The organism is Burkholderia sp. Bp8994 (assembly GCF_003853805.1).
In the GTDB taxonomy this organism is placed as follows: Bacteria; Pseudomonadota; Gammaproteobacteria; order Burkholderiales; family Burkholderiaceae; genus Burkholderia.
The window spans coordinates 131,937-151,087 of record NZ_QTQH01000004.1 but is presented as its reverse complement, the minus strand read 5'-3'; the positions used below and the strand labels follow the sequence as shown (position 1 = coordinate 151,087).

Here is a 19,151-nt window from a genome sequence, read left to right as displayed (position 1 = left end):
GCATCGCGCCGCACCTGCGCTACACTCGCGCTTTCTTCCTCGCATCCCGCCATCCATGATCGGTCGCATCGCCGGCATCCTGCTCGAAAAGAATCCGCCTCACCTGCTCGTCGACTGCAACGGCGTCGGTTACGAAATCGACGTGCCGATGAGCACCTTCTACAACCTGCCGCAAACGGGCGAGCGCGTCGTGCTGCTCACGCAGCAGATCGTGCGCGAGGACGCGCACCTGCTGTACGGCTTCCTGACGCCGCAGGAGCGCACGACCTTCCGCGAACTGCTGAAGATCACCGGCATCGGCGCGCGCATGGCGCTGGCCGTGCTGTCCGGCATGAGCGTGCAGGAGCTCGCGCAGGCGGTGACGATGCAGGACGCCGCGCGCCTCACGCGCCTGCCCGGCATCGGCAAGAAGACCGCCGAGCGCCTGCTGCTCGAGCTGAAGGGCAAGCTCGGCGCGGACCTCGGCGCACTCGCCGGCGCCGCGTCCCAGTCCGACCACGCGACCGACATCCTCAACGCGCTGCTCGCGCTCGGCTATTCGGAAAAGGAAGGCCTCGCCGCGATCAAGAACGTGCCGGCCGGCACCGGCGTGTCCGAAGGCATCAAACTCGCGCTCAAGGCACTGTCGAAGGTGTAACGGCCGCCCGAGCCGGCTGTCGGAGCCAGTGTCGCGCCGTCGCGCGGCACGCGCCAGTCGGCCGTTCGGCCAGTTCGGCCGCGCGACGGCGCGCGGTACAATGGCCGCATGATTGAAACCGACAAACTCGCCGCCGAGCGGATCATCGCCGCCACGCCCGCCTCGTCGCACGAGGAGGTGTTCGAACGCGCGCTGCGGCCGCGCCAGCTCGACGACTACGTCGGCCAGGAAAAGGTGCGCGGCCAGCTCGAGATCTTCATCGAGGCCGCGAAGCGCCGCGCCGAGCCGCTCGACCACGTGCTGCTGTTCGGGCCGCCCGGCCTCGGCAAGACCACCCTCGCGCACATCATCGCGCGCGAGATGGGCGTGAACCTGCGCCAGACGTCGGGCCCCGTGCTCGAACGCGCGGGCGATCTCGCCGCGCTGCTGACCAACCTTGAAGCGAACGACGTGCTGTTCATCGACGAGATCCACCGGCTGTCGCCGGTCGTCGAGGAAATCCTGTATCCGGCGCTCGAGGATTACCAGATCGACATCATGATCGGCGAAGGGCCGGCCGCGCGCAGCGTGAAGCTCGACCTGCAGCCGTTCACGCTGGTCGGCGCGACCACGCGTGCGGGGATGCTGACCAACCCGTTGCGCGATCGCTTCGGGATCGTCGCGCGCCTCGAGTTCTACGATGCCGAGCAATTGTCGCGCATCGTGCGGCGCTCGGCGTCGCTGCTGAACGCGCAGATCGATCCGAACGGCGCGCTGGAGATCGCGAAGCGCTCGCGCGGCACGCCGCGGATCGCGAACCGGCTGCTGCGCCGCGTGCGCGACTATGCGGAAGTGAAGGCCGACGGCCAGATCACCGCGGCCGTCGCCGACGCCGCGCTCGCGATGCTCGACGTCGACCCGGTCGGCTTCGACCTGATGGACCGCAAGCTGCTCGAGGCGATCCTGCACAAGTTCGACGGCGGCCCGGTCGGCATCGACAACCTCGCGGCTGCGATCGGCGAGGAGCGCGACACGATCGAGGACGTACTCGAACCGTACCTGATCCAGCAGGGCTTCCTGCAGCGCACGCCGCGCGGGCGCGTCGCGACGCTGCTCACGTACCGCCACTTCGGGCTCTCCGCGCCCGACGCCGGCAACCCCGAACGCGGGATGTGGGATACCGCCGACGGGAAGTAACCCGCTGCCCGCGCCAAGCTCGCCATGACCACGCCGCCCAGCCCGCACCCCGCCCCGCCCACACCGGGCCCGCGCTGGGTCGAACCGATCCGCAAGCGGCTCGTGGCCGGCATCACGCACCTGACGACGGGCGGCGGCGGTCCGTCGATCGATCTCTCGTCGCCGCCCGGAGACCCGGGGCTGTTCGGCCCCGACGCGATCTGCTGGCGCGTGCATGCCGATTTCACGTCGATGATGACGGGCGGCATTGCCGCGCTACTGCTGCAGGCGCTCCATCCGCTCGCGCTCGCGGGCGTCTGGGATCACTCGTCGTTTCGCACCGACATCCTCGGCCGCTTGCGGCGCACCGCCACGTTCATCACGGGCACGACGTTCGGCAGCCGCGCGGACGCACTCGCGCTCATCGAGCGCGTGAAAACGATCCACGCGCGCATATCGGGCACTGCGCCCGACGGCCGGCCGTATCGAGCCGACGATCCGGCGTTGCTGACGTGGGTGCATGTCGCGGAAGTTTCGAGCTTCCTCGCCGCGCATTTGCGCTATGTGAATCCGTCGCTGTCGGGCGAGCTGCAGGACGGCTACTACGCGGAAACGGCATTGATCGCGGAGTTGCTCGGCGCCCGGGATGTGCCCCGTTCACGCGCCGAGGTAGCGGCCTATTTCGCGCGCATGCAGCCCGAACTCGAAGCCGGGCCGCACACCTTCGAGGTCATGGACATCCTGTTGAACGTGCCGGTCGCAACGCCCGCGCTGCGGCCAGCCGCGTCGCTGATCATGCATGCGGGAATCGACCTGCTGCCGCCCTGGGCGCAGCGCATGCTCGACGTGTCGACGTTCGCGCCGCTGCGACGCGCGGTGGTCCGGCCCGGTGTGCGGGCAGTCGCGCCCGTGCTGCGCTGGGCGCTCGTCAACGGCGCGTCGAAGCGCGCACGCCGCCGCGCAACCGCGACACCGCCCGACGGCACCCCGCCCGCCTGACGATCTGATTCTTCCGCCGGGCGGAGCCGGTACGACCGGATCAGAGTACCTTGCGATACCCGTCGTCGTCGCTCGCGGCGTCGAGGTGCGACACGTCGGCCCATTGCACGACCTGTGCGCGACCATCGACGTAATCGACGACGTTGATGCTCGTGTTGAGCAGTTGATAGCTGCGCGGCGCCGACAGGTCGATACCGTTGGCGAAGCGGTACACGCAGTCGAGCACGCCGCCGTGTGCAACACACGCGATCCGGCCGCCCGGATGCGCGGCGACGATCGGCTCGAGCGCATGCAGCACGCGATGATAGAACTCGCGCTGCGACTCGCCGCCGTCGGGCGCGAAGCCCGGGTCGCGCGTCTGCCACGCGGCGTAGGCGTCCGGAAACAGCGTCTCGATCTCGGTGCTGTCATGCCCCTGGAACACGCCGTACGCGCGTTCGCGCAGCCCTTCGCGCAACTGCAGCGGCAGCCCGAGCGCATCGGCAAAGGGTTGCGCGGTTTGTTGCGCGCGCATCAGGTCGCTCGAATAGATCGCGTCGATCCGCTGTCCTTCGCGCGCGTCCCGCGCGAGCCGGACGGCCAGCCGCTGCGCCTGCGCGAGCCCCGTGTCGGCCAGTGGAATGTCGATATGGCCCTGGATGCGCTTGATGCGGTTCCAGGCCGTCTCGCCATGGCGAATGAAGAGAATCTGCGTGGTGGCCATCGCGGCGCGTCTCCGGGAATGAATCAGGGCCGCACTTGCAGCCAGAACGTCACGGGGCCGTCGTTGACGAGCGACACCTGCATGTCGGCGCCGAACTCGCCCGTCTCGACGACCGGATGACGCTCGCGCGCGGCCGCGACGAAATAGTCGAACAGGCGCGCGCCTTCGTCGGGCGGCGCGGCCGGCGTGAAGCTCGGCCGCAGCCCGCTGTTGGTATCGGCCGCGAGCGTGAACTGCGACACGAGCAGCAGGCCGCCGGCGCAGCCCGCGCCGTCGATGTTCGACACCGGCAGGTTCATCTTGCCCGCGGCATCGCTGAACACGCGATAGCCGAGCAGCTTCGCGAGCAGCTTGTCGGCCGCGGCCTCGGTGTCGCCACGCTCCGCGCAGACGAGCGCGAGCAGCCCTGCGCCGATCTCGCCCGTCGTACGGTCGCCGACGCGCACGTCGGCGCGCTTCACGCGCTGGATCAGCGCGATCATGCGGTCAGCGTGACGCGCGCGAAGCGGCGCTTGCCGACCTGGACGACGAACTCGCCGGCCTCGACCTTCAGTCCCTTGTCGGAGACGGTCGCGCCGTCGATCTTCACGCCGCCCTGCTCGATGTTGCGCAGCGCTTCGCTCGTCGACGGCACGAGGCCCGCCTGCTTCAGCAGCTGGCCGATCGCGAGCGGCGCGCCCGCGAGCGTGACCGACGGGATGTCGTCCGGCACGCCGCCCTTCGCGCGGTGGTTGAAGTCCTCCAGCGCACGCTCGGCATCGGCCTGCGAGTGGAAGCGCGCGACGATTTCCTGCGCGAGCAGCACCTTGAAGTCGCGCGGGTTGCGGCCGCCTTCGGCGTCGCGCTTGAAGCCCGCGATTTCTTCGATGCTGCGGAACGACAGCAGCTCGAAGTAACGCCACATCAGCGTGTCCGAGATGCTCATCAGCTTGCCGAACATGTCGGTCGGCTTCTCGCTGATGCCGACGTAGTTGCCCTTCGACTTCGACATCTTCTCGACGCCGTCGAGGCCTTCGAGCAGCGGCATCGTGAGAATGCACTGCTGTTCCTGGCCGTACTGCTTCTGCAGTTCGCGGCCGACCAGCAGGTTGAACTTCTGGTCGGTGCCACCGAGCTCGAGGTCGGCGTTCAGCGCGACCGAGTCGTAGCCCTGCATCAGCGGGTACAGGAATTCGTGGATCGAGATCGGCACGCCGCCCTGGAAGCGCTTCGTGAAATCCTCGCGCTCGAGGATCCGCGCGACCGTGTAGCGCGACGCGAGCTTGATCATCCCGTCCGCGCCGAGCGGCATCGACCATTCGCTGTTGTAGCGGATCTCGGTCTTGGCGCGGTCGAGCACGAGCGCAGCCTGCTCGAAGTAGGTCTTCGCGTTCGATTCGATCTGCTCGCGCGTGAGCGGCGGGCGCGTCGCGTTGCGGCCCGACGGGTCGCCGATCAGCGACGTGAAATCGCCGATCAGGAAGATCACCGTGTGGCCGAGGTCCTGCAGCTGACGCATCTTGTTCAGCACGACCGTATGGCCGATGTGGATGTCGGGTGCGGTCGGGTCGAGGCCGAGCTTGATGCGCAACGGCGTGCCGGTGGCCGCGCTGCGCGCGAGCTTCTGCGCGAACTCTTCCTCGATCAGCAGTTCGTCGACGCCGCGCTTCGTGACGGCGAGCGCATGGCGGACTTCGTCGGTGATCGGGAAAACAGGCTTGGAACTGGGTTCGGTGCTCATCGGGGCCAGGAAGAATGTCGCAAAGACAGGGATTTTCCCATAACTTGCGCGTGCATCGCTTAACGACGCGTCAGGTTGCGCGGATAATCGGGCGCAAGGCGCGTGGCACCGGCCCGCGCCGCTCGATCCAGGAGGACCCAACGTGCCGCAACGACATCCGCAACCCGCCCATCCGGCCGACGGCATCTACTTCGGGCTGATGTCGGGAACCAGCATGGACGGCGTCGACGGCGTCGCCGTGCGTTTCGAGACCGGCCGCGCGCCGGTCGTGCTCGCGGAAGCGTTCGTCGGCTTCGCCCAATCGCTGCGCGACGCGCTGTTCGCGCTGCAGCAGCCCGGCGACAACGAGATCGACCGCGAATCGGTCGCGGCGAATGCGCTCGTCGCGCGCTATGCGGTGTGCTGTCACGAGCTGCAGCGCACGGCCGGCCTGTCGCGCGAGGAGATCCGCGCGATCGGCGTGCACGGCCAGACGGTCCGGCACCGTCCCGAGCGCGGCTACACGCGCCAGCTCAACAATCCGGCGCTGCTCGCCGAACTCACCCATCTCGACGTGATCGCCGATTTCCGCAGCCGCGACGTCGCGGCCGGCGGCCACGGCGCGCCGCTCGCGCCGGCGTTCCACGCGACGGTGTTCGGCGCGCCGGGCGAGACGCGGGTCGTCTGCAACCTCGGCGGCATCAGCAACATCACGATCCTGCCCGGCGAAGGCGGCGACGTGCGCGGCTTCGACTGCGGGCCCGCGAACGCGTTGCTCGACGAATGGGCGACGCGCCATCTCGGCAAGCCCTACGACGACGGCGGCAAGTTCGCCGCGCGCGGTACCGTGCACGCGGCGCTGCTCGACGCGCTGCTCGACGAACCCTACTTCGTCGCGCCGCCGCCGAAAAGCACCGGCCGCGACCTGTTCAATCCCGCGTGGCTCGACGCGAAGCTCGCCGCGTTCACGCAGGTCGCGCCGGAAGACGTGCAGGCGACGCTGACGGCACTCACCGCCGTCTCGGTCGCGCGCGAGATCGCCCGGCACGCGGCCGGCTGCAAGGCCGTGTTCGTCTGCGGCGGCGGCGCCCGCAACCCGGTGCTGCTCGATGCGCTCCGGCATGCACTGCACGAGGCCGGCGTGCCGGCGACGGTGGAGACGACGGCCGCGCTCGGCGTGCCGCCGCAGCAGGTCGAGGCGCTCGCGTTCGCGTGGCTCGCGTACCGCTTCACCGCGCGCCAGCCCGGCAATCTCGCGAGCGTGACGGGGGCCGCGGGCGAGCGCGTGCTCGGCGCACTTTATCCGCGCTGATACGAGAAAACGACGAAACGAGCGGGAGCCCCGATGCGGCGCGTCCGGGACGCGCCGAGAGGCCGCCCGCGCGGTTCGTCGCGTACAACGGACGCAAAAAAACGGGGCATCAAGCCCCGTTTTTCATTCCGGCGAACCGGACAGGATCCGTCGTGCGTTCAGACCGAGAACGACGAGCCGCACCCACAGGTGGTCGTGGCGTTCGGGTTCTTGATCACGAACTGGGCACCGTTGAGGTCGTCCTTGTAGTCGATCTCGGCGCCGACCAGGTACTGGTAGCTCATCGAGTCGATCAGAAGCTGGACGCCGTTCTTGTTCATCACGGTGTCGTCCTCGTTGACTTCCTCGTCGAACGTGAAGCCATACTGGAAGCCCGAGCAGCCGCCACCCTGCACGAACACGCGCAGCTTCAGGTCGGGATTGCCCTCTTCGTCGATCAGTTGCTTGACCTTGTCGGCCGCGGCGTCGGTGAAGACGAACGGTGCCGGCATTTCGGTGGTCGTTGCTGCGGATTCGGTAACAGCGTTCATGCGAACTCTCCAAAAAGCTTTAGCCGCTATTGTAGGGCCGATCAGAAGATCGTGCTGATGTCCATGAAATCAATAGGTTCTTGTTGATTTCAGTAAAGGAAACTGCCCGCGGGGCGCCGCCGCGCGGGCATAAAAAAACCGCCAGCGCGAAAACTGGCGGTTTTTCCGGCGGACGCCGCCCGGAAGCGGCGCGGCCATGAAGCGGAATTAACGCTTCGAGAACTGCTTTGCGCGACGTGCCTTGCGCAGACCAACCTTCTTACGCTCGACTTCACGTGCATCGCGCGTGACGAAGCCTGCGTTCGACAGCGACGGCTTCAGCGTTGCATCGTAGTCGATCAGCGCGCGGGTGATGCCGTGACGCACTGCGCCTGCCTGACCCGTTTCGCCGCCGCCGTTGACGTTGACCTTGATGTCGAACGTCTGGCCGTGGTTCGTGAGTTCCAGCGGTTGACGCACGATCATCAGCGACGTTTCACGCGAGAAGTAGTCGGCGATGGGCTTGCCGTTGACGATGATGTCGCCCTTGCCAGCCTTGATGAAGACACGTGCGACTGCGCTCTTGCGGCGGCCCGTACCGTAGTTCCAGTTACCGATCATGTGGGCTCCCCTTAGATCTCGAGCGCCTTCGGCTGTTGAGCCGAATGCGGATGCGTAGCTTCAGCGTAGACCTTCAGCTTCTTGATCATCGCGTAGCCGAGCGGGCCCTTCGGCAGCATGCCCTTGACCGCCTTCTCGAGCGCACGGCCCGGGAAGCGTTCTTGCATCTTGCCGAACGTCGTTTCATAGATACCGCCCGGGTAGCCCGAGTGACGGTAGTACTTCTTGTCCAGAGTCTTGTTGCCCGTGACCTTCAACTTGCTCGCGTTGATGATGATGATGAAATCACCAGTGTCGACGTGCGGGGTGAACTCAGGCTTGTGCTTGCCGCGCAGACGGCGTGCCACTTCGCTGGCAACACGGCCGAGAACCTTATCCGTCGCGTCAATCACGTACCATTCGCGCGTCACCTCATGGGCTTTTGCGGAAAACGTCTTCATGATCGATCCAAAAAAAATGCTTTGCCCGATGTGTTCTTCCTGCTTGTCTGTGTGCGCTTCGAGGCGCGGTGCAGGCTCTCCCTGTTCTTTTTCCGTGGGCATGAATGCGGAAAAGCCCTGAATTATAAAGGAAATACCGCAGCGCGGTCAAAGAGAATCCACGCCCCGTGCCGGCGGCGCCCGAAATGGGCCAAAATTCGGTCGTGCCCCGATACACCAGGCGAACCGAGCGCCTGGGGCGGCACCCATCGACGCGCGGCACCTGACCTTGCCGCGCCAGACCGGCCGATCACGGAAAACAACAAACAAGCATGATGAAACAACGACTTACGCCCTTTCTCGCGGCCGCGCTGCTGGCCGCCGCGGCGCCCGCCGTCGCCGCCCGGGCCGGCTGCGAGGCCAAGCTCGACGCTCTCGACGCCCGCATCGCCGACGCCCGCCACGCCCATGCCGAAGATCGCATCGCCCGCCTGCGCGCGGTGCGCGAACGCGTGCGCCACTTCTGCGCGCGTGGTCATGGCCATGCATCGGCCGCACACGTTCCGGCCCCTGCCGCCCGTTCGACGGACACGCCGCCCGGCGCGGCATCGCAGCCAGCCGCGCGGCGGCCGGCGTAAACGGGAGTCAATGACGGATATCGACGCGCGCAAACTGCGCACCGATGCTTGCATGGGACGAAAAAAAGCCCGAACGGCTGGTTCGGGCTTAATCCACCTTAGGAGGAGGGTGGAGGAGACATGCGGAGGTTGCCGCAGCGCGACAACCAATGAGGCTCATTATACGAATGCGTCGCCGACTTCACAAGAAAATTTGCATTACGAAATCCAACACCATAATGCGGAATCCGGTAAGCCTCACGCGATGATTGGATTTTCCCTTTTAAAATCAATCAACTGGCAAGAAAGCGCGCAGCCGGAAGCCCGCCACGCCTAGAGTAAAACCCCTAAAGACAGCAGGGAAATCGCCGTTCGGCGCCCCGCCGCGCGCCGCACGCGGCGGCATGGTGTGGCGCGTCGTGCAGCGCATCAGCCGAGCGAAGCGCTGCGGGCTACAATGCCGGATCGAATCCGAATCAGGCAACGCTGGAGTGCAAGCATGGAATGCAAAGTAAGCTGGATGGGTCAGGACGGCATGGCGTTTTCCGCCCAGACCGGGAGCGGGCACCTCGTCGCGATGGACGGCGCGCCGGAAGGCGGCGGCCACAACCTCGCGCCGCGCCCGATGGAAATGGTGCTGGTCGGTACCGGCGGCTGCACCGCGTACGACGTCGTGCTGATCCTGAAGAAGAGCCGCCAGGAAGTCACCGGCTGCTCGGTCACGCTGAAGGCCGAACGCGCGAGCGAAGATCCGAAAGTGTTCACGAAGGTCCACTTCCACTTCACCGTCACCGGCCGCAACCTGAACCCGGCCACGGTCGAGCGCGCGATCAACCTGTCGCACGACAAGTACTGCTCCGCGTCGATCATGATCGCGAAGACCGCCGAACTCACGCATTCGTTCGACATCGTCGCCGACTGAACGCACGGCGGCCACGCATGAAAAAAGGGCCGGCGCTCCTGACGGAGCGCCGGCCCTTTCGCATTCGAACGGCAAAGCAGGCCGATAAGCCGGATTCTGTGCACGCTGCACGCCGAAGCGCGCGGCGCGTGGCAGCCATTCCTCTAGGCGCGCCATTGCTGACGCGCTCAAGCTTCCTACCCGCAGACGAGACGGGGGCCCCGTCCTGCATCCGAAAATGCGCGCCTGCCTACTTGGAATTGCTCCGGGTGGAGGTTACCGTGCCGGCGAACGTCGCCGTCGCCGCGGTGCGCTCTTACCGCACCGTTTCACCCTTACCTGATCCCGGCTTGCGCCGGGCCATCGGCGGTTTGCTTTCTGTTGCCCTGTTCCGCGTGTCGCCACGGATGGCCGTTAGCCATCACCCTGCCCTGTGGAGTCCGGACTTTCCTCGCCCCCGCCTGCCCGAAGGCGGCGAGGCCGCGACTGCCTGGCCTGCTTTGCGACGCGCATTCTAGCACTGTGCGCCGCCGCCGGCAGCGCGCGAGCGGCGGCCGCTGCGGAAAACCGCCGGATCGTCGTAGAACGCGGGCGCGGCATTCGCTTCGCACCAGCCAGGCACGCCGAGCACCGGCAGCGGCGCGAAATCGCGGCTCGTCAGGTCGCGGGTCGCGAGCTCGCCGGCGATCCGCGCATCGACATGCGCGGCACGCTGCGCGTCAGGCCACGAAAAATAGTCGTCGCCCACTTCGACGATCCATGCGTGCGTGGTGCACGACTTGTAGGGCGCGACGAGCTTCTCGAGCAGCGCATGGCCGACGAGCCGCGCCTCGCAGCGCGTGCCCCACGCGTCGCGCGCCGCCACCAGCAGCTGCTGCCAGCTGAAGCCGCGCAGCGCATCGGCGAGCGCGCGGTCGGCCGTCACGAACAGCGCGGCATTTTCGTCGAACAGCGTCAGCGCATCGCGCAGCGTGCCGCGCACCGGCCCGACGCCGCCCGCGGCATCAATCGCCGCGGCCTGGCGTGCGTTCAGCGCAGCCTTGGTGCGCGGATACGCGAACCAGACGAGCGCATTGAAGAAGTCGTGAAGATTGTGGCGGGTCGGGACGCCGCCGGTGTCGGCGATATGGGTTTCGTATGCGATGCCGGGCGGCAGCTCGGCCTGCGGCACGAAGCGCAGCGGCTTGCCGCGGCCGCTGACACGGGCATCACCGCGCAGCGCGCCGTTCAGTGCGTCGAGCAGCGCGGCCTCGCCGACGAGCGCGGCCGCCTGAAGCGTGCGGCCCGGTTCCGCGTAACGCGCGAGCCACGGCGCGGACCAGTCGATCCGCGCGAACGCCGCCGCGCCGCCGCCGGCCGCGTGGCCGGCCGCGCGCGGCGGCGTGCCGGTCACGCGAACTTCCAGCCGATCGATTCGCCGGCGCGCAGCGGCACGACCGGCGTATCGCCCGCGAACACCTCGCGCGGCAGTTCCCAGGTCTCGCGGCGCAGCGTGATCGTCTCGGTGCTGTGCGGCAGCCCGTAGAAATCGGCGCCGAAGCGGCTCGCGAAATTTTCCAGCTTGTCGAGCGCGCCCGCCTTGTCGAACGCTTCCGCATACAGCTCGAGCGCGTGCAGCGCCGTGTAGCAGCCCGCGCAGCCGCACGCGGTTTCCTTCGCGTCGCGTGCGTGCGGCGCGCTGTCGGTGCCGAGGAAGAAGCGCGGGTTGCCCGACGTCGCGGCTTCGACGAGCGCGACGCGGTGCGTTTCACGCTTCAGCACCGGCAGGCAGTAGTAATGCGGGCGGATCCCGCCGACGAACAGCGCGTTGCGGCTGTACAGCATGTGCTGCGGCGTGATCGTCGCGCCGAGCAGGCCCGGCGCCGCATCGGCGTCGCGCACGTAGTCGGCCGCGTCCTTCGTGGTGATGTGCTCGAACACCACCTTCAGGCCGGGGAAATCGCGGCGCAGCGGCGTCATCACGCGGTCGATGAACACCTTCTCGCGATCGAACATGTCGATCGCCGGGTCGGTCACCTCGCCGTGCACGAGCAGCGGCATGCCGGTTTCCTGCATGACCTCGAGCGTCTTCGCGCACTTCGCGAGATCGCTGACGCCGTGGTCGGAATTCGTCGTCGCGCCGGCCGGATACAGCTTCACGCCGTGCACGAAGCCGCTGTCGCGCGCACGGCGGATTTCGTCGGGCGACGTGTTGTCGGTCAGGTACAGCGTCATCAGCGGCTCGAACGCCATGCCCGCCGGCAGCGCGGCCAGGATTCGCTCGCGATAGGCCTGCGCTTGCGCGGTGGTCGTGACGGGCGGCTTCAGGTTCGGCATGACGATCGCGCGGGCGAACTGGCGCGCCGTGTGCGGCAGCACCGCGGCCAGCATGTCGCCGTCGCGCAGGTGCAGGTGCAGGTCGTCGGGACGGGCGAGCGTGAGCGTCGCCGGAGAGGAAGCGTTCGAGGCAGTCATAGGAGGCGTCGTGAGGAACGGGCTGGCCATCTGCGGGGCCGGAACGCGCGTGCGCGGGCCGACTGACGGCAAACCGCAACACGGGGCCTTCGGCCGGCGGAATCCGCTTTTTACCGCTCAAGGCTCGGTGATATGCTAGAAGCCACATTGTACCGGGGTTCACCCGGTTGGTTACCCTGCTTCCGCCCCGCCCCAAGTAAAATGTGCCAACTCCTAGGAATGAACTGCGCCGCGCCGACGGACGTCACATTCTCCTTCACAGGTTTCGCGGCCCGGGGCGGCCTCACCGATCACCATGCCGACGGCTGGGGAATCGCGTTCTTCGAGGACAAGGCCTGTCGCCTCTTCGTCGACCACCAGGCATCGGCCACGTCGCCGCTCGCCGAAATGGTCAAGCGCTACCCGATCAAGTCCAAGAACACGATCGCGCACATCCGCAAGGCCACGCAAGGCCACATCCTGCTCGAGAACAGCCACCCGTTCATGCGCGAGCTGTGGGGGCGGCACTGGATCTTCGCGCATAACGGCGATCTGCAGGAGTACGAACCCGATCTCGACGGCAGCGTCTACCATCCGGTCGGCACCACCGACAGCGAGAAGGCGTTCTGCGTGCTGATGCAGGGGCTGCGCGAAGCGTTCCCCGGCGCGCAGCCGCCGTTGCCGGAGCTGTTCGAGCGCGTCGGCGAGCTGACGCGCGACATCACCGATCACGGCGTGTTCAACTTCCTGATGTCGAACGGCCAGGCTCTCTTCGCGCACTGCTCGACGCGGCTGCACTACCTCGTGCGGCGCTGGCCGTTCTCGACCGCGCATCTGGTCGACGAAGACCTGTCGATCGACTTCGCGAAATACACGACGCCCGAGGATCGCGTCGCGGTGATCGCCACGCAGCCGCTGACCGACAACGAAATCTGGACCTCGTTCGAACCGGGCGAGCTGATCATGTTCCAGTGCGGCGACGTCGCCGCGCGGATGCAGATTCCGGTGCCCGAGTGCGTGCTCGAGAAACTGCGCAACCCGGCGCTCGACGCGTCGGCGTCCGCGCCGTGCGGTACGCAGCACGCCGCACTCGCGGCCGGCGCCGACGACGATTCCGACGACTCGATCGATTTCTGAGCGCGCCGCGCCGCCGCCGGGCGCGCGCTTCATGCGTTGCGCTGTTCCGCCAGCGTCGCGGCCCGGCGATCCCGCGTCATGCCCGGATCGTCGAACCACGCATCCGGCGCCCGGCATCCGCCGATGATTGCCCGCATTGAAAATCTCCCCCCGACAACTCCATTCAGGCTGCCATTTCAAGCACGCGTGCGTCGCCACACGACATTCACTTTTATTTAATTAATTTTCAAGTAAAAATAGTTAACCGTCGAAACAAATAAAACAAGATATTCGAAACCGGATAATCCGGAAGCCTCAGCTTAAAGCAAAATCCCCACGCCTATCGTGCGCCAGCCTACCGAACCGGCGCTTCCGCCTGTTCTATAAAAAATCCACCAAGCCCTTACCCACAAAGGCTTTCAGTTCGGTTACCCACACAACTCAGAAATACCACTCAATACCGTTACCATCCCCACATTTTCTTATTTTTTGAAAATCGCCCGCCCCGCCAATTAGTAGACTCGCTCCATCTTCGGTGTAACGAAACCCGACCGGCGCGTCATGCAGCCACGGCTGCCGCATGTCCATTCGCGTCACGCAGCACCGTGGAATGCGCATTCGCCGCATGCGGCGAATAACACGTCAAAACAAGAAAGAGGGCATGTCGTGAATCACTCATTTCGATCGATCTGGAGCGACGCCGCCGGCTGCTGGGTCGCGGTCGCGGAAACGACACGGGCGCGCGGCAAGCGTTCAGGCCGCGAATCGGGCGCAAGCACCCGCGCCGGCCGCACGGCGATCCGCCGCTCGCCGCTGCGCGTCGCCGCGCTCGGTGCCGCGCTGGCCGCGCTGTCGGCCGGCTCCGCGTACGCGTCGAGCTGCGGCGACGGTTCGGCGGTCGCGAGCGGCGGCAGCTGCGCGCTCGGCAGCGTCAGCCCGACCGTGAACGACAACCTGGCCGGCGCCACGACCGTGTCCGGCGGCGACGCGGTCGGCGTGACGGGCGCATGGACGGCGCAGAACAGCGGCGACGCCGGCTACACGCGCATCCCGTTCGGCACGACGACGATCGTGTCGGGAAATCCGGATCAGCCGCTGGTGTCGCTCGGCGGCAAGACGCAAAACATCGGCACGCCCGACACGATCACGGGCACCCATACGTCGGTCGCCACCTACGACTCGTCCGCGTTCTCCGCGTCGACGGTCGGCACGACCGACGTGCCCGTCTACCGCGACGTCAACGGCGACCAGTACGTGAACACACGGATCGGCACCGTCGACCGCTCCGGCGGCACGCTGAACGTGTCGATCGGCAATCCCGCCAACGCGCCCGGCTCGGCCGGCAACGCAATCACGATGGCCGCGAAGCAGACGGACCTCACCGTCGCGGACGGGACGGGCGCCACCCCGAGCGTCGTCAACTGGAATTCGCGCAACCAGGTCTGGTTCACCACCGGCGACTACCTCGCGAGCGGCGGCTCCGTCGGCAACCTCCAGCTCGACGTGCCGGCCTATGCGGGCACTTTCACTGCGTTCGACGGCAGCACGTGGACCGTCAGCGACGCCGCGTCGCTCGCCGCCTACAACGACTTCCTCGTGCGTTCGGTCCGGAGCGGCGCGCTCGGCTCGCAGGCCGCGTACGACACCGCGTTCGGCCAGGCCGTCACGTTCTCGAAGGAGACCTTCCAGTACGCGAACAACGTGTCCGCCGGCGACAAGAACACGCTGCCGATCGATCACCTGTCGGCAATGCACGGCACCGGCGCGAACGCGACGCTGCAGATCGGCAAGGACGGCCAGATCGACTTCCGCGGCACCAACACGATCGCATCGAGTTCGGCCGTTCTCGCGGAAAACGGCGCGCACTTCGTCAACGACGGCCGCCTGTCGGGCGATTTCACGCTGGTGCGCCTGCTGAGCGGCGCGAGCGGCGTCAACAATGGCGTGATCTCGTCCGGCTACGCGTCCGGCGACAATTTCGACACGAGCAGCGGCACGCCGCCCGACAACTTCGGGTTCCATGCGTACACCGAGGGCAACGGCGTGTACGCGAACGGCTCGGGCACCTCGTTCGTCAACCACGGCGTGATGAACGTCGGCGCGTGGACGCTCGCCGGCGACCGCCCCGACCTGCAGAACTACGCGGTGGCCGTGACGGGCGGCGCGAACGCGTCGAACGCCGGCACGATCAACGTCGGCGTCAACGCGACGACGCTCGACAGCGAGGTGATCGGCGGTTTCGCGGTGGGCGGCACCTTCACGAACGCGGCCGGCGGCACGATCTATCTCGGCCGCGCGGCCCAGTACGGGCCGGGGGCGGCGGCGAACGACGTCGCGCTGTCCGCGCATGCGTACGGGATCCTGCTCGGCGCGTCGGGCACCGCCAGCAACCTCGGCTCGATCGTGATCGGCTCGCAGACGCAGAACGGCGCCGGAATGGCGAGCATCGGTTCGTCGTCCGGCACGCTGCGCAACGCGGGCACGATCGTCGTGAACGGCGCGGCGCCCGGCACGCCGTTCGCCAACGTCGGCATGCTCGCGGCCAACACGGCCGCGACCGTGACCAACACCGGCACGATCACGCTGAACGGCGTGAACGGCATCGGCATCATGGTGGTCGGCACCGGCTCGACCGCGACGGCCGCAACGTCGACCGGCACGATCAACGTGGCCGGCGGGCTCGATCCGGCATCGGACACGCGCAACTACGGCGTGTGGGCCGAAGGGCCGCGCGCGAAGGCCACGGTCGACGGCGCGCTCAACCTGACGGGCACCGGTGCGATCGGCGTCCATGCGCGCTCGGGCGCGACGATCAACGTCGACGCGAACGCGGTGCCCCACTTCATGTCGGGCACGAACCAGATCGGCTTCTATGCGTATGGCGCAGGCTCGAAGATCAACGTCGCCGCGCAGCACCTGAGCGTCGATACCGACGATTCGACGCTGTTCCGCATGGCGGGCGGCGCGGCCTATACGGGGGCATCGGCCGCCGGCACGCTGACGACCGACGTCAACGGCCAGCGCGCGCGCGGCGTGCTCGCGACCGGCGCCGGCACGACGCTGTCCACCGGCCACGCCACCTACAACGTCAACGGCGCGAACGGCATCGCGGTTGCAGTCGAAGGCGGCGCGAAGGGCACGATCGACTCGGGCGCGACCATCAACCTGAATGCGGCCGGCGCGATCGCGGGCGTCGTCGACGGCCAGGCGCACGACCTCGCCGGCGCGAATGCCGGCGCACCGGTCGCGACGACGCTGACCAACGATGCCGCGGTCACCTCGTCGACCGCGGGCGTGACGGGTTTCGTCGCGCAGAACCTCGGCACGCTCGATAACCGCGACACGGTGCTGCTGAGCGGCGCAGGCTCGACGGGCGTCGTGGTCGGCACGCTCGGCACCGTGAACAACGCGTCGGCGATCCGCGTGGCCAACGGCACCGGCGCGCTCGTGCAGGGCGCGTCGGCGACGCTTGCCAACGCGGGCACGATCGAGGCCGACGACGGCGTCGCGGGCGTGCACCTGACCGGCGCGGGTGCGTCGGTCGCGCTGTCGGGCGCGGGCACCGTCGTCGCGAACGGCAGTGCCGACGGCGTGCTGATCGACTCGACCGTCTCGAACGGCGGGATCGCGGCCGGCGCGACGTCGATCGCGGCGGGCGGCGCCGGCAAGGGCATCGACAACCTCGGCACGAACACGACGATCGCGCTGTCGGGCACGCAGATCGGCACGACCGGCAATGGCGCCGACGGGCTGTCGTCGACGGGCACGGGCGCACGCATCGCGACCGACGCGGCGACCGTCGTACGCACCGCCGGCGACAACGCACGCGGCCTCTTTGTGACGGGCGCGGATTCGACGCTGGCGGCCGACGGCACGACCGTCGCGACGACCGGCGCCGGCGCGCATGCGATCGTCGCGGGCAGCGGCGCGACCGTGTGGCTGTCGGGCACGAAGGTCTCTGCGGCGGGCGTGGCAGCCGACGGTCTCGTCGCGCGCAACGGCGGCCGTATCGGCGACACGGGTTCGTCGCTCGCGAGCGCGGCCGGCAACGGCGCGACCGTCGACGGCGGCGGCGTGCTCGCGCTGACGGGCACGACGCTCAAGGGCGCGACGGCCGGCGTCATGAGCACGGACACGCTCGCGACCGGCGCGACGAGCTCGGTGCGCGTCGACGGCGGCAGCGTCGCGTCCGTCACCGGGCCGGCGTTCGCCGCACGCGCCGGCACCGTCGACATCGCGGTGCGCAACGGCACCGTCGTGACGGCCGGCAACGGCACGCTGCTGGACCTCGCGAACGGCAGCACCGCGACCTTCAACGCATCGGCCGTGAATCTCGCGGGCGACATCGTGTCGGACGCGTCGAGCACCGGCAACGTGTTCCTGACGAACGGCACGACCCTGACCGGCACGATCGACCCGGTCGCGCTGAGCGTCGACGGCTCGAGCACGTGGCACATGACCGGCAGCTCCGTGCTGAGCAGCCTGAACAACGCGGGCCTGGTCGCGTTCGCCGCACCGTCCGGTTCACCGACGGCGGCCGCCAGCTACCGGACGCTGACGACCGGCAATTACGTCGGCAACGGCGGCACGATCGCGCTGAACACCTACCTCGGCGCCGACGCATCGCCGACCGACCGGCTGATCGTGAACGGCGGCACCGCGAGCGGCACGACCGGGCTGAAAATCGCGAACACGGCCGGCACCGGCGCGCAGACGACGGGCGACGGGATTCCGGTGGTCGTCACGGCCAATGGCGGCACGACTACCGCGTCGGCGTTCCATCTCGCGGGCCCCGTACAGGCCGGCGCGTACGAATACCGTCTCTACCGCGGCGGACAGGGCGATGCGAACGGCTGGTACCTGCGCTCGCAACTGGACCCGACGGACCCCGGCGATCCGGTCGGCCCGTCCGTCATCGAGGGCGGCAACAACGGCGGCAATCTCGCGTACCGTCCTGGCGTCGCGGGTTATGCGATGACGCCGCTGCTGAACGCCGACTACGGCTTCTCGACGCTTGGCAAGCTGCACGAGCGCGTCGGCGACATCTACAACCTCGAGAAGCAGGCGCCGGGCAACCGCGACGGCGTGTGGGGCCGCATCGGCGGACAGAGCCTCGACGCGAACGCGGGCCGCTTCGCGGCCGACGAGCGCACGTTCTTCGCGCAGTTCGGCAAGGACTGGACGCTCGACCAGGCGCCCGCCGGCGGCAGCACGCATGCGGGCGTGACGGCGAGCATCGGCGTCGCGAACGCGAGCTTCAGCGACACGGCACGCGCCGACACGGCCGGGCTGTCGACGTCGACGGGCTCGGTCGAGATGCACGCGCAGAGCGTCGGCGGCTACTGGACACGCTACCTGTCCGACGGCACCTACTTCGATAGCGTCGGCCAGGTCACGCACTACGGCAACCGCTATCGCGACAGCTACGGCAACGAGGCCTCGCAGAACGGCTTCGGCATCGCGCTGTCGCAGGAGGTCGGCAAGCCGTTCGGGATCGGCGGCACGCCGATCGCGGTCGAGCCGCAGGCGCAGCTGATGTACCAGTACCTGAAGCTGAACGGGTTCAACGACGACGTATCGGCCGTGTCGGGCACGACGACCCACGCGCTGCGCGGACGCGTCGGCGTGCGCGTCTTCCGGCCGAACCTCGACGCGAACGCGGGCGGCGGCGCCGCGACACCGTACTTCACGGCCGACGTGCTGCACGACTTCCTGTCGCCGGGCCAGACCGTCGTCGGCGGCACGCCGTTCGCGACGCACCTGGGCCGCACCTGGTACGAGCTCGGCCTTGGCGTGACCGCGGGCTTCGGCAAGTCGGGCGCGTTGTACGCGAACGTGAAATATGCGCGCAACATCGGCGGCGATTACCGGCGCGGCGTGACCGGGCAGGTCGGCTACCGCTACAGCTGGTAACGCCCGACTCGGCAACCCGTCCGCTGCCACCGGCGGGCGACGGGCAGCCCGCGAAAAAAACCGCCCGGTGTTCAGCCGGGCGGTTTTTTCATCGGCGTGCATGCGGCGCACGCGCTG

16 protein-coding genes and 1 other RNA gene are annotated in these 19,151 nt (G+C 68.0%); 8 read left to right on the top strand and 9 right to left on the bottom strand.

Going from position 1 to position 19,151, the window contains the following annotated elements:
• Positions 1-55: 55 nt before the first annotated feature.
• The 3 genes from ruvA to DIE04_RS05620 all read left to right on the top strand — a co-directional run bounded on the left by ruvA (position 56) and on the right by DIE04_RS05620 (position 2,791).
• On the top strand, positions 56-637 hold the full coding sequence (ruvA, locus tag DIE04_RS05630) for a Holliday junction branch migration protein RuvA (RefSeq protein ID WP_044848281.1): 582 nt from the start codon (positions 56-58) through the stop codon (positions 635-637).
• A 108-nt stretch (positions 638-745) separates the two neighbouring features.
• Positions 746-1,813: a Holliday junction branch migration DNA helicase RuvB gene (ruvB, locus tag DIE04_RS05625; protein ID WP_044848282.1), complete on the top strand. Its 1,068-nt coding sequence runs from the start codon at positions 746-748 to the stop codon at positions 1,811-1,813.
• A gap of 24 nt (positions 1,814-1,837) precedes the next feature.
• On the top strand, positions 1,838-2,791 hold the full coding sequence (locus DIE04_RS05620; protein WP_044848283.1) for an oxygenase MpaB family protein: 954 nt from the start codon (positions 1,838-1,840) through the stop codon (positions 2,789-2,791).
• Positions 2,792-2,831: 40 nt separating this feature from the next.
• Here the strand turns inward: DIE04_RS05620 and DIE04_RS05615 are convergent, their stop codons facing one another.
• The 3 genes from DIE04_RS05615 to tyrS are packed head-to-tail and all read right to left on the bottom strand — an operon-like array spanning position 2,832 to position 5,214.
• A complete protein-coding gene (locus DIE04_RS05615) occupies positions 2,832-3,494 on the bottom strand; it encodes a histidine phosphatase family protein (RefSeq protein WP_124487989.1) in 663 nt (220 codons plus the stop codon).
• Positions 3,495-3,517: 23 nt separating this feature from the next.
• A complete protein-coding gene (gene dtd / locus DIE04_RS05610; protein ID WP_124487990.1) occupies positions 3,518-3,976 on the bottom strand; it encodes a D-aminoacyl-tRNA deacylase in 459 nt (152 codons plus the stop codon).
• A complete protein-coding gene (gene tyrS / locus DIE04_RS05605; protein WP_044848285.1) occupies positions 3,973-5,214 on the bottom strand; it encodes a tyrosine--tRNA ligase in 1,242 nt (413 codons plus the stop codon). The genes dtd and tyrS overlap by 4 nt, the downstream gene beginning before the upstream one ends.
• Positions 5,215-5,356: 142 nt before the next feature.
• Between tyrS and DIE04_RS05600 the strand changes: the two genes are divergently transcribed.
• The gene (locus tag DIE04_RS05600) at positions 5,357-6,505 is read left to right on the top strand and encodes an anhydro-N-acetylmuramic acid kinase (protein ID WP_124487991.1); all 1,149 of its coding nucleotides are present in this window, start codon (positions 5,357-5,359) and stop codon (positions 6,503-6,505) included.
• A 158-nt stretch (positions 6,506-6,663) separates the two neighbouring features.
• Here DIE04_RS05600 and erpA read toward each other — a convergent pair whose 3' ends face one another.
• The 3 genes from erpA to rplM form a co-directional block, all read right to left on the bottom strand.
• Positions 6,664-7,035 carry an iron-sulfur cluster insertion protein ErpA gene (gene erpA, locus DIE04_RS05595; RefSeq protein WP_006401687.1) on the bottom strand — a complete coding sequence of 124 codons (372 nt, stop codon included), beginning with the start codon at positions 7,033-7,035 and terminating at the stop codon, positions 6,664-6,666.
• A gap of 207 nt (positions 7,036-7,242) precedes the next feature.
• Positions 7,243-7,635 (bottom strand): 30S ribosomal protein S9, encoded by a 393-nt coding sequence (gene rpsI / locus DIE04_RS05590; protein WP_011883283.1) that lies wholly within the window; start codon positions 7,633-7,635, stop codon positions 7,243-7,245.
• Between the two features lie 11 nt (positions 7,636-7,646).
• The gene (gene rplM, locus DIE04_RS05585; RefSeq protein ID WP_009687896.1) at positions 7,647-8,075 is read right to left on the bottom strand and encodes a 50S ribosomal protein L13; all 429 of its coding nucleotides are present in this window, start codon (positions 8,073-8,075) and stop codon (positions 7,647-7,649) included.
• A 311-nt stretch (positions 8,076-8,386) separates the two neighbouring features.
• On the opposite strand from rplM, the gene DIE04_RS05580 reads away from it, so the two are divergent.
• Both DIE04_RS05580 and DIE04_RS05570 read left to right on the top strand, forming a co-directional pair.
• The gene (locus tag DIE04_RS05580) at positions 8,387-8,692 is read left to right on the top strand and encodes a DUF1090 family protein (RefSeq protein ID WP_124487992.1); all 306 of its coding nucleotides are present in this window, start codon (positions 8,387-8,389) and stop codon (positions 8,690-8,692) included.
• A 436-nt stretch (positions 8,693-9,128) separates the two neighbouring features.
• Positions 9,129-9,593: an OsmC family protein gene (locus tag DIE04_RS05570; RefSeq protein WP_072465471.1), complete on the top strand. Its 465-nt coding sequence runs from the start codon at positions 9,129-9,131 to the stop codon at positions 9,591-9,593.
• Between the two features lie 69 nt (positions 9,594-9,662).
• On the opposite strand, the gene rnpB is transcribed toward DIE04_RS05570, so the two are convergent.
• The 3 genes from rnpB to pyrC form a co-directional block, all read right to left on the bottom strand.
• Positions 9,663-10,074: RNase P RNA component class A (rnpB, locus tag DIE04_RS05565), an RNA gene on the bottom strand.
• Between the two features lie 12 nt (positions 10,075-10,086).
• Complete coding sequence (locus DIE04_RS05560; RefSeq protein ID WP_124519967.1) at positions 10,087-10,965, bottom strand: DUF3025 domain-containing protein; 879 nt, start codon at positions 10,963-10,965, stop codon at positions 10,087-10,089.
• Positions 10,962-12,026: a dihydroorotase gene (gene pyrC / locus DIE04_RS05555; RefSeq protein ID WP_044848289.1), complete on the bottom strand. Its 1,065-nt coding sequence runs from the start codon at positions 12,024-12,026 to the stop codon at positions 10,962-10,964. Before pyrC ends, DIE04_RS05560 begins: the two co-directional genes overlap by 4 nt.
• 201 nt (positions 12,027-12,227) lie before the next feature.
• On the opposite strand from pyrC, the gene DIE04_RS05550 reads away from it, so the two are divergent.
• Both DIE04_RS05550 and DIE04_RS05545 read left to right on the top strand, forming a co-directional pair.
• Positions 12,228-13,142: a class II glutamine amidotransferase gene (locus DIE04_RS05550; protein WP_124551328.1), complete on the top strand. Its 915-nt coding sequence runs from the start codon at positions 12,228-12,230 to the stop codon at positions 13,140-13,142.
• Between the two features lie 645 nt (positions 13,143-13,787).
• Complete coding sequence (locus DIE04_RS05545) at positions 13,788-19,034, top strand: autotransporter outer membrane beta-barrel domain-containing protein (protein WP_124519969.1); 5,247 nt, start codon at positions 13,788-13,790, stop codon at positions 19,032-19,034.
• Positions 19,035-19,151: the final 117 nt, after the last annotated feature.